The organism is Acetobacter sp. DmW_136 (genome assembly GCF_008690365.1).
Taxonomy (GTDB): domain Bacteria; phylum Pseudomonadota; class Alphaproteobacteria; order Acetobacterales; family Acetobacteraceae; genus Acetobacter; species Acetobacter oryzifermentans.
This window is the reverse complement of record NZ_VHON01000081.1, coordinates 1-11,649: the sequence shown is the minus strand read 5'-3', so window position 1 is coordinate 11,649 and position 11,649 is coordinate 1. Positions and strand designations below refer to the sequence as shown.

The window sequence follows — 11,649 nt, the reverse complement described above, 5'->3', positions numbered from 1 at the left end:
ACAACTCACTCACAGCCTCACCTCCATTGGTAAGCCTGTGAATCACAACGTCTCGCTCAGTTCAATAAATTAATAGGTCCTGAGCCTAGGGCAACCCATCCCACCATTCAAACCAATCGACACGGAACGTATAACCACGTTAGCACCACAAACAACGAAAAATACGATTTCATCACACACAATGTAATTCGGACAAGAGTAAGGTAGCACTTTAAACAGTGCCACCTTACCTTGCCTGCTCAGAATCAAGTCTTTTTTGTCCAACCGTGGAACGCAGTTTTGCCTTCTAGGCGCGCCTGCTCTCTGACATCATGAGCAACACGCGCGTCCTGCTCACGAACTAACCAGTAAACGATGCCCAGGGCCAAAACTGCGGCAGAGAGCGCGAACAATTCCATGGCGGACACCTTATTCAGATCCAGCAGGATGAATTTACGGGCAACTGCTAAAAGGGCGATCAGAACGATGGTTCTCACCCGGATAACATTCTCGTGCTGGGCCAGAACGACAAGCAGGGAATGTTTAAATTCAAGGGCAATAATGACGGTAAAGATCGCACCAAAAATTTCCTGAAAGATCTCCTGCTTGATGGGATCGATCCCGATGTCAACGATCAGATGCCAGACCGCGCTGATCAGATGAACTGTCGCTGTGGCAGTGACAAGCATGATGAGGGCAATCAGTATCAGAATAATGGCCTGTTCAAAGCGTTCATAGAATGTCAGACCATTGAACAGCTTGACCAGACGCGACCAGTCCCTGCTGTGCCAGGAACGTTTCATGGAGATTTCTTCCATAACCGTTTTCCCATCAGATAATTGATATAGTTTTAAGTGTTTGGCTTTTCTTTCAATAATCTTGAGCGTCCCCACTCAGGACATGAACCGGACCACGATCGCTTATTGACTATTTGAGTTACCTCTCTTTTCCTTACGAGAAGAGACTACGCTAACGGCTAATGTCGACTTCAGATGCAGATAAATTACCTGTTGATCCTGACAAGGAGAAACTCGCCGAACCTCTGGATCCGGCTGATATGGGCACCGATTTCCATGCAGTCCCATGTGCTCTCCTAAGGGGTTGACTGCCCCTCAAGCCGCATTTTCTCTCAGGAAACGATAATGATGGCTCTATCATTCCCAATGAATGCGATACAAAATCGTAATTATTCCAATATTGTCGGAGTGCTACGAGGTTAAGCAAATGGATTATGCTCGACATCTCCCTTTCCCTCTATCTTGAATACAATATTCCGAAACACGGGGCCTTTTATGAAAGGCCCCGCAGCCCTCTCGTTTTAATAAAAACCCAGACGAAAACGGCATCTTTGAGATAGGATGTACGTTTACGTTTTACGCCGCTATCGATGTCGATCGCGCGTTTTTTGCAGATAATGACAAACGGAACGCAAAATCAGAAGCCAGAGGATCGCACCCAGCTGGGGCAAGTTTACCCCTCTGGACGAGACTTGCCAGCAAGGCACGAAGTCTAGTCCCAGGGACGCCGGTATAGGTCTGGAGTGATGTCAGAGTTACGCCCCGTCCATCTTGGCCCAGACGGCGAAACAAGGAGATGACACGCTCTTCCAGCACATCATCACCAAAGATGGGACATGTTACCATCACACGCCTCCATCCAATCGGTTGCGCCTTTTCCGAGAAACCGTACGCAGGAAGCAGCGATAGCGTAAATAGAGTCTTTTCAGTTTCGACATCCATATCCTCCTATTAAAGCAACATGGATCTCAATCGTTTAGCTCAGGACGCTTAAGGTCAGACCCGAAGGCATCTGACACACCTAAGATTGGAAGGGATTTTTTCCTCGTCAAGTGGTCCAGAAATATAGAAATTTCCTCATTATACGGGTGATGGAGCAACCTAGGAATATCAAGGGTATCACAGGCTATCGGATGAAGAGACAAGAAACTGTTTGAACAGATTTTCTGAATCTCAAAGTTTCAGAGAGAACTTCGAAAACAAGTTTACTTCTGGTCTAATCTCCCAAGATCATTAGAATAACGAGTCATGCTTGATACCCTGCATATAACTGGCTCCTGGCCGGTTTTACGTTCTTATGTTCTTGAGCAGGTAGATCGTCTGACCTGCCAACGTCTGAATGATCCCCAGGCCTCAATTGATGTTTTGCGGCCTATTCTCTCGACGGCACATTTTTCCCCACCGCTTCCTGTGTTGATCGCCGGCAGTGCACTTCCCGATGGATCCTTCCTGCCAGATACCGAATTGCCCCGCCATGCGGAACATGCCGCCGCTGCAGGAGAAGCTGTCAAGGCGACCTTTCCTACTTTGCCTTCTGGCTATCAGATCGAACTGGCGTTGGAAATTGACTGCGAAAAACTGGCGTTCGTTGCCACATTGGTGTCATCCAAGATCAGCAGTAACAGTGGCCCACGAGCCGAGAAAGAAGACACGTCAAGGATTCTGCCTCCCGCACCTATCGGGCAGGCTCCAGCCAACGTAACACGCTGGTTTTCAGCATTGTGCGAAATCGATATACCAGAGCACGATGGGCGGCTTGAAACATCGCAAGCCGCTGTGGGAGCATTCGTGCAACATGGCAAGTCCGCAAATACGCGGCGCGCCTATCGTTCAGCTATTAAGGGATGGTGTGCCTGGACAAACCGTCATGGTCTCCCTGCCCTGCCCGCACGCAGCACAGATGTGGCGACCTATCTCGCAGATCTTGCGCTCCGTGGTCGCAAGCCGACGACGATCGAACTGCATCGTGCAGCACTTCGTTACCTCCATCACATCGCTCAACTTCCTATCCCGACTGCCCAGGCTTTGGTCACGGAAACAGTGGCTGGTATCCATCGATCTCCTGGCAAGGAAATGCCGCGACAGGTCAAAGGTCTGACATGGGACATGATGTGCGAAGTGATTGATGCAATCCCGATGACCACATTGGTAGACGCACGCGATCGAGCAATCCTCCTGATCGGCTATGGTGGGGCGTTACGACGCTCGGAGTTGGCGTCTATTCAGCTTGAATACGTCACTCTGGATGATGACTGCATGCGGATTACGCTCCCTCAATCCAAGGGCGATAAGCAGAACAAGGGCACTGTGGTCGCCATTCCCCGTGGTATTACGCGCTTTTGTCCAGTTCGTGCGTGGGAAACGTGGCTACGGCAATCAGGTCTTAAACCGCGCAAGAAAACGGCAAACGACCATTCCACGACTGCGGCCTTTCCACGCATCTGGTCTCCTGCGGCCTCGAAACCAGGTGTGTCACCCCCTCTCCCGAAAATTGGCACACAAAGTCTCTCTGACTGGTCTGTGGCCAAGATCATCAAACAACGATGCCTTGCCGCCGGCCTCGAAGGAGACTTTAGCGGACATAGTCTGCGTCGTGGGGCCATCACGACGGGGGCGCAAGACAATTACGATCTGATGGCGCTCAAGCGTTTCTCGCGTCACCGGGATTACCGAGTCCTGGAAGCTTATATTGAGGATGATCAGGCTCTAACCCGACATCCAGGAAAAAGTCGGTTTTGAATCGATATAGGCTTAATTCTGCCTTTCCTAATCTCAAAAACGAAGAAAGGCCGTCGCCTGATATTTCAAAATTCAGATATCTAAAATCGATGCATGAAGAATTTTTACACTCACAGTAATTCCTGCTTTTTGGGAGCCGACTCGTATTGGAGGTAATTTGGACTCTCTCCACGGGTATAAAATATATCCGCGACCCTTCGGTTTCATTGGACTCTTTCCACGATGTCCAACTTTTATCAAGCGGACTTATCCACAATCTAGTTTACGCACCAAATCTTATCCTTTGGACTCTACCCGCGATAAGTTTGGACTCTCTCCACGATAATGGGCTTATCCCTTGGACTTTGCCCACACATAAACTAATAAAGAATCAAATAATAACAAATAGCTTTTGCGGACAGAGTCCAAAGAACCGTGGACAGAGTCCAAATTCCTTCTCGTGGACAAAGTCCAAATTGACGAACAAATTTTCCTTATGACATTGTTCAAATATGGGACAGATTCATAGCTTACTAGACAGATTTGGCGTTGAAGAAATGCGGCGATTAGCCTCACTTGAGGATAAAACGCAACGCCTATGTGTCGAAGCTGCTCATGAAGTAATGTCTGATGAAGATCAGGCTATTGGTATAGCTCATGCAGGGTTTGCAATGGCCGCTTTACCACATAAAAAAATCTCAGAATCTATTTGGCGCCGCGAAGGAGGTTCAATCCAACTTTTGGTAGAAAGTGGCTTAGATAAAGAAAATAAAGCCGTAGGCGTGCCATTTGGCGCAATGGCTAGACTTATCCTTCTATATCTACAAACACAAGCTGTAAGAACCAGATCCAGAGAAGTCGAGCTCGGATCCAGTATGAATGCTTGGTTAAAAGCAATGGGTGTTTCAGTTGGTGGCAAAACCTATATTGCCGTCAGAGATCAAGCTAATCGTATTAGTCGATGCCGTTTGACGTTCACTAGAATAAATGCTGGTGCAGAAATTATAACTAACGGTGCGTTTGTCCGTGACGCCATCATGCCAATTGAATCTGAAAATGGAAACCAATTATCATTTTGGAAAGAAGCCGTAAGATTAGATGAAGGCTTTTATGAGAGCCTTATTGAACATCCACTTCCTCTTCGTGAAATCGCAATTCGACAAATATCTAATAAATCTAAGGCTATCGATATTTATATCTGGTTGGCGTACAGATTACATGTACTTAACGATCCGCTTACTTTAAGTTGGAATACGTTAAAAAATCAGTTCGGCCCGGAATATAAAGAATTACGATATTTTAAAAAAGACATTGTTACCCCGCTTAAAATTGCTCTCTCAGTCTACCCGGAAGCTAAGGTACAAATGGACGATAAATATGGAATCATTCTTTATCCTTCTCCACCTCCAATTCCCGAAAAGCGAATTGGAAAGTAAATTTACATGTTAATAAGAAAAAATATATTAGTATTGCAGGAAGATTTTAAATTAACCACTTTTCGATAAGCGCGAATTAAAAATTTTTGCAAACTTTGTGGGCAGAGTCCAATCCTTATTACGAACGTAAATTTCTTACCGTAATAAGATCAATTTCTAAGAAACATTCGTTACACTTAAACATTAGCATTAATTTTTGAATTATTTTTGGACTCTGTCCACAATGGGGAGATCAGTATTGGAAAGTCCATTATCCAATTCCGCGCTAACATACATCTTTTTTAGCCAGAAATCACAGGCATGACTATTTATCCGCACGCATCTTATCATAACGGGCTTTCCATAAAGATCAGCTTGCTCTTACTATCCATAATAGCGCACCGTTTCTCTTTTTCTCGAGAGAATTTGCCCTGCGGATCGCAAGAGAAAGCACAAAATCCTCGCTGTTCAAGTTGCCGCGCCAAAAACAGTCCTTAGGTCGCGTTGACAAAAGGTCTATACGATCATCCTGAGATCTGATTCACTGGTTGCTTCTACGAAGGCGATAAGGTGAAGCGGGGATGGCACGAGGGGATCTGACGGATCGTGAATGGGCGCTGATTGGTCCGCTTTTGCCATCCGAGCGTGGCCGTTGGGCACGACCATCCGGAGATAACCGCCGGTTTCTCAACGGCATGTTGTATGTCCTGCGCACCGGTTGTCCGTGGCGGGACATGCATGAGCGCTACGGAAAATGGAACTCTGTCTATGTCAGGTTCCGGCGTTGGGCTGAACAGGGTGTCTGGGATGCCCTGCTGCAAACCCTGGTGGACCTGGGTCTGAGTGATGACTGGCAGCATATGGTCGACAGTACCGTGGTCCGCGCCCACTCCCAGGCAACAGGTGCAAAAGGGGGGCTCATACGGAGGGTTTTGGTCGCTCACGCGGCGGCTTTACGAGCAAAATCCACGCCCGGTGCGACAATCAAGGACGTCCTTTCGGCTTTGCCCTTAGCGGAGGTCAGGTCTCGGATTACAAGGCCACAGATGCCCTGATGGCGTTTCCGGTTCCAAACCCCAAAGCCATGCTGGCTGATCGGGGCTATGACAGCGACGGCTTCCGCCAGGATCTGCTGTTCCGTGGGATACTGCCGGTTATTCCATCACGCAAAGGCCGCAACGCTCCACAGAAAACAGACTGGCGGCGTTACAGAGACCGCAATCGCATTGAGCGGATGTTCAACAGGCTCAAGCAGATGCGCCGTATTGCAACCCGATACGACAAAACCGCCTTATCATTCATAAGCTTCCTCAATCTCGCCGCCGCGAGGCTTTGGATTGAATCTTTTGTCAACGCGACCTAGTCCATCGAATGGTATGTTAGAAACCTGAAATGAGAAGCCAAAAGCACTAAACAATAGTCTTGCTATCCCTCCAAATGTTAGTTTCTAAGGAGTTTGTCACGATGATTACTCCTGTTAATTTAATGGGAAATACTCCGACATCAGTAAGACAATATTTGAATTCCCGCTACGACTTGTATGAATATGTATACGCTTACAAAACGTAGCGGATTCATCTAGAATTATGCTTTCTATTCGCAATAAATGAATGAGCTTATTAATCCTCATCAAGTAATGTTTGAATTTCTTTGAGACGAGTTCTTATCGCGATTAGCTGCTCAAGCATATGCCTTCGGGTAGATTTTAATCGCCGGGCCTCAGTAGATAATGCAGCAAAATCAACATGCGAAATATTCCGTTTGATTGATTTACGAAAAGCAATGATGGCTGACCTTGAAGTGTTTGGACCCACAAGACCTTGCGCTCGAGCAATATCGAGCTCTTCCGGTGCAAGTAGACTTAATTGATAGGCAGCACTATATGAGCCAGGCAAAGAAGTCTCATCGAGACGGCCGCTATCTACGACATGAGCAATGCGTCTAAATTGAGAAGCAACAGGTTCTGAAAACGGGAAAAATTCTTCGAAGCTTGATTTAAGTCGATTTTTTTCTTCTCGAGAAAACAGTACGTTATCGAGCGTATTTAATGCCCGTCCAATCTCCAAAAATGAACGCGCAGCCCTTTCCCATGCAGCATTAACGGCTCGTTGAGTTTCAAGAATAACGCGAATACGTGCTTGATCATTTGCCAGTTCAGTGCCAGAAAAAACGCTACTGATAGTCTCTAAGGTTTCCGATGATACAATAGTTAATTCCCGTAACTCTTGGGGACGGGCATCGAATGCAGGCACTTCATCTGCATCCAAATCCTGTAGAGCTCGCAGAGAAACGCCCCGCCTTGAAGTTGCTTTGCTCATAAATCCAACTCCTGCTTTAGGTATGCCCACAACGCACCGAAAGCTTCAGCATTTTTCGGTTTACTTAGATCCATCACTCCAAGCCCTTTACCATTTGCTAAAGATATTTCTTCAGCTTGTGATATTTCTATTGGGCAGACTGGACCTACATTCATTAATTTTGAACGAATAGTCGCGTAGGAACGCGCACGTATATTAGCTCGATTAATAATAAAAGCCGCTTTTACATTACTTTGTTTCAGATGTCGCATCCATGGAGCGACACTATCAAAGTCATCTTGGGTCTGTTGGCAAGGTACAAGAACGAAATCAGCGCCTTCACACAGTCCGAGAATCGCGGTCATATTAATTTCTATTGATGGCGGTGTATCAATAACAATAAAGTCAGCTGTAGAATTACGCGCTTCTTTCAACGCGCCTCGCCAGTCATCTAGCATTACGCGACGCACTGGAATTTCCGAGACGCCAGAGATTCCAGCTCTGACGCGTTCACGTCGCTCTGCCCAGGTGGCTAGAGTTGCTTGTTTATCCATATCAAGACCGAGTACATTTTTCCCTGCCCTTGAAGCTAAAACCAAGATATTTCGTGACAAGGACGACTTACCTACTCCTCCTTTGGGAGAAGAGAGCATTATTATAGATTGTCGGTGATTGTTTTTTGGCCTTACCATTGTGACCTCAGATCATGAGATAAAAACACGCTAAAAACGTGTAACCTAATTGCAGTATACCCGCAAAACATAACGCAGGCAGATGGATATATCCAGAATTTTTACGCCGTAAAAATTTTACGGCGTAAAATAATGCGGTCAAATATACCATACACCAGCCCTGAGCATGTAGCGCAAGTGGTTGGTGCTCGCCATGCTCGCCCGCTGCGCGGCCTGTGCGTGGCTCCGCTCCCGGCGCAGGGCGCCGCACTTGCGCCACCCACTCCGGCCCGGTTGTCGGGGAAGTGTCAAGGAGAAGGAATAAGGAGAGAGTAAACACTCCCCGTTCTGCACTTGATCCCGACCAACCCAGCAATCAGGCCCCCGAACCTCAGAAGAGGTGTCGTGCGAAGCCGTTTGGACGGAGTGTGCCATCATGTCCATGTCTGCCTCGCAACTCAATCTGTTCGATACTACAGTGCTGTCAGGTGAACTTGCAGCCCTCTGGTCTCTGGAGGATGACTAGCCCATACCGGAAGTCTCACTCCCCTCCCCTCAGACCTTCCGCATCCCGCAGCGGGATTTTCGTCTGAATGGCGTACGTGGTCTGGCTCAAGGCGGGAAAGCGCGTGCAGAAGCAAACATCGCAGCGATCGCCCTGCTCGCGACACTTGAACGCGAGGATCGAAACGCCACGGCAGCAGAGCAGGACGTGCTGGCCCGTTTTACGGGCTTTGGTGCTGGTGAACTGGCCAACAGCCTTTTCCCGCCAACAGGCAGAGAGGTACGCAAGGGATGGGAAAGTCTTGCTGCAGAACTTGAACATCTAACGTCGGAGACAGAACGCGCCGGTCTGCAACGTGCTACCCAGTATGCCCATTATACGCCCGAACTGATCGTTCACTCGATGTGGGACATGGCCCTGCGTATGGGGTTTCGTGGCGGTTCGGTGCTTGAACCGGGTTGCGGCACGGGGCTCTTCATCGCCGCTCTCCCAGAAAAACTCGACGGCAAGATCGCTTTTACCGGCATTGAGAACGACCCCATCACTGCCCGTATCGCGCGCAAGCTCTACCCGAACCAATGGATCCGCAGTGAGGACTTCACGCGTGCCCAGCTCCCACAGGGCTATGATCTGGCGATTGGCAACCCTCCCTTCAGTAACCGCACGGTGCATGGTCGTGAGGGACTGGAGAGGCAGGGTCTGAGCCTCCATGATTTCTTCATCGCCCGTTCACTCGAAGTTCTGCGTCCAGGCGGGATCGCCCTGTTCGTAACCTCTCGTTACACACTGGACAAGACTGATCCGACAGCCCGACGGATCATTGGCGAGAGTGCTGACCTTCTTGGCGCCGTGCGCTTACCTGAAGGCGCAATGCGGGACGCTGCCGGGACTGATGTCGTAGTCGATGTGCTGGCATTCCGCAAACGTGAACCTGGAGAAGTGTCCTCCAGCGCACACTGGATTGAAACAGCTGAAGTTCCCGAGAGCGACCACGGGAATGGTCCGCTACTCGTAAACCGGTATTTCCTTGATCACCCAGACCAGGTTCTTGGCACACATGTCTGGACTACAACGCAGTTTGGTCCTGGCTACACCTGCGCGCCTCATGCGCAGAGAGAGCTTGATCTTCTTCTTCCGCAAGCCCTGAACCGGATCGCACCCAACGTGCATTTCCTTCCCCCTCGCGAGGCCCGCATTGTCCGACCAGCCGGTGAGGGCGTCACTATTGGAACTGCAGCAAGTGGGGCTGATCTCAAGGAGGGAAGCTACTTTGTTGATCGGGGTGTGCTGCACCAGATCATTGAGGGACAGGCCCAGATCGTACCGATCCGCAAGGCAGGACAGACAGAAGGGATTTTTGCCAAACATGCGCGGATCATTCGTGCGCTGGTGCCCATCCGTGATGCTGCGCGCAGTGTATTGCGGGCGCAGATGCAGAACCTGCCTTACGGTCCTCAGCAGCGCACTCTGAAAACGGCCTATCAGAGCTTCGTGCGTGAATTTGGGCCGATCAATCATACTCGCACCACGCTGCGCGAGAACCCCGAAACAGGCAAGACACGCGAAACCCAGCGTCGTCCAAACCTGCAACCCTTTCTGGATGACCCTGACGTCTGGCTGGTCGCTTCGATCGAGGAGTATGACGAGCGCATGGATACGGGGCGCATGGGACCGATTTTCTCCGAGCGTGTCATTCATGCCCCAACAGCGCCGGAAATACATGGAGCCCATGACGCGCTGGCTGTGTCCCTGCATGAAACGGGCCGGGTGGATCTGCCTCTCATTGCCGAGTTGCTGGGACGGAGTGAAGCCGATGCCTTGGCTGAACTGGGGGAGAGCATTTACCTCGATCCCGAACGCAGCGAGCAGGGCAGGGACGTCTGGATCACGTCTGATGAGATGCTCTCAGGCGCCGTGCGAACCAAACTGACTCTTGCACGCGAGGCCGCACATCATGATCAGCGGTATGCACGCAATGTCAGCGCCCTTGAAGGCGTGCAGCCGCCGGATCTGCGTCCTTCTGAAATTACGGCCCGTCTGGGTGCGCCCTGGTTGCCCGTCACTGACATTGAGGACTTCGTGCACGAGGTCATGGGGATTGAAACGACTATTCGTCATACCCCAGAGGTCGCGTGCTGGAGTGTTAACCGTGCGCCGTTCCTGTCGCGCGCAGAAGCAACGTCTGTCTGGGGCACGGAACGACGCAATGCGGCTGAACTTCTGGAGGACGCGCTGTCCCAGTCCATTCCCAAGATCTGGGATCACTGGCGCGATGAGAATGGCAATGACCGGCGCGAACTCAACACGCAGGAAACCGAGGCAGCCAAAGAAAAACTGGCGGCTATCAAGAGCGCGTTCGAAAAATGGGTCTGGCAGGATCCCGAGCGTTCGGACCGTCTCGTAAAGCTCTATAACGAGACCTACAACAACCTTGTGCCGCGTGCCTTTGATGGCAGTCATCTGCGTCTGCCCGGAGCGAGTAGTGCGATTACCCTGCGTGCGCATCAGAAGCGCGTGGTTTGGCGGATTATCGCTTCAGGACGCACCTACATGGCGCATGCCGTGGGAGCGGGGAAAACATTCTCCATGGCCGCGGCCGTCATGGAGCAGAAACGGCTTGGACTGATCAGCAAGGCCGTGATTGTGGTGCCAGGTCATTGCCTTGCACAGATGGCGCGTGAGTTCCTCATGCTTTATCCCACGGCCCGGATCATGGTGGCCGACGAAACCAATTTCGTTAAAGCTAAACGTCAGCGTTTTATTGCCCGCGCAGCAACCGAAAACTGGGACGCGATCATCATAACCCATGATGCTTTTAAGTTTATTCCGGTGGAGGCGGGTTTTGAACGGGAGATGATTGAAGACCAGATTGCGTCATACGAGGCCATTCTGTCTGGCCTGGATGGCGATGACCGTATCTCTCGCAAGCGCATTGAACGCATGAAAGAGGGGATGGAGGCTAAACTGGAAGGATTAGCCGCCCAGAAGGATGATCTCCTGCATCTGGGTGAAATGGGCATCGACCAGATACTTGTGGATGAAGCCCAGCTCTTTCGGAAACTCTCTTACGCGACCAATCAGTCCGATCTGAGAGGTGTCGATCCTAACGGCTCACAGCGCGCATGGGATCTTTTCGTAAAAACGCGTTACCTCGCGAAGACGGATCCAACACGTCCGCTGATCATGGCGTCAGGCTCACCTATCACGAATACCATCGCCGAATTGTGGAATGTCGGACGGTATATGGATCTGGATGCTCTTGTCGCA

General features: G+C 50.0%; 6 protein-coding genes and 2 pseudogenes. 4 read left to right on the top strand and 4 right to left on the bottom strand.

Going from position 1 to position 11,649, the window contains the following annotated elements:
* Positions 1–245: 245 nt before the first annotated feature.
* Positions 246–797 carry a phosphate-starvation-inducible PsiE family protein gene (locus FKW31_RS15505; RefSeq protein WP_035362454.1) on the bottom strand — a complete coding sequence of 184 codons (552 nt, stop codon included), beginning with the start codon at positions 795–797 and terminating at the stop codon, positions 246–248.
* Between the two features lie 555 nt (positions 798–1,352).
* A complete protein-coding gene (locus FKW31_RS15500) occupies positions 1,353–1,622 on the bottom strand; it encodes a helix-turn-helix domain-containing protein (protein WP_026019408.1) in 270 nt (89 codons plus the stop codon).
* Positions 1,623–2,024: 402 nt separating this feature from the next.
* On the opposite strand from FKW31_RS15500, the gene FKW31_RS15495 reads away from it, so the two are divergent.
* From FKW31_RS15495 to FKW31_RS16540, 3 genes and pseudogenes are all read left to right on the top strand, one after another.
* Positions 2,025–3,515: a tyrosine-type recombinase/integrase gene (locus FKW31_RS15495; RefSeq protein ID WP_087636553.1), complete on the top strand. Its 1,491-nt coding sequence runs from the start codon at positions 2,025–2,027 to the stop codon at positions 3,513–3,515.
* 491 nt (positions 3,516–4,006) lie between these two features.
* Positions 4,007–4,930 carry a replication protein RepA gene (locus tag FKW31_RS15490; protein ID WP_003631062.1) on the top strand — a complete coding sequence of 308 codons (924 nt, stop codon included), beginning with the start codon at positions 4,007–4,009 and terminating at the stop codon, positions 4,928–4,930.
* A 587-nt stretch (positions 4,931–5,517) separates the two neighbouring features.
* Positions 5,518–6,272: pseudogene (locus FKW31_RS16540) on the top strand (IS5 family transposase); the annotation flags it as partial.
* 256 nt (positions 6,273–6,528) lie between these two features.
* Here FKW31_RS16540 and FKW31_RS15480 read toward each other — a convergent pair.
* Positions 6,529–7,227 (bottom strand): hypothetical protein, encoded by a 699-nt coding sequence (locus FKW31_RS15480; RefSeq protein ID WP_019088965.1) that lies wholly within the window; start codon positions 7,225–7,227, stop codon positions 6,529–6,531.
* Positions 7,224–7,859 (bottom strand): ParA family protein, encoded by a 636-nt coding sequence (locus tag FKW31_RS15475; RefSeq protein WP_076027017.1) that lies wholly within the window; start codon positions 7,857–7,859, stop codon positions 7,224–7,226. The genes FKW31_RS15480 and FKW31_RS15475 overlap by 4 nt, the downstream gene beginning before the upstream one ends.
* 454 nt (positions 7,860–8,313) lie before the next feature.
* Between FKW31_RS15475 and FKW31_RS15470 the strand changes: the two are divergent.
* A pseudogene (locus FKW31_RS15470) lies at positions 8,314–11,649 on the top strand (DEAD/DEAH box helicase family protein); the annotation flags it as partial.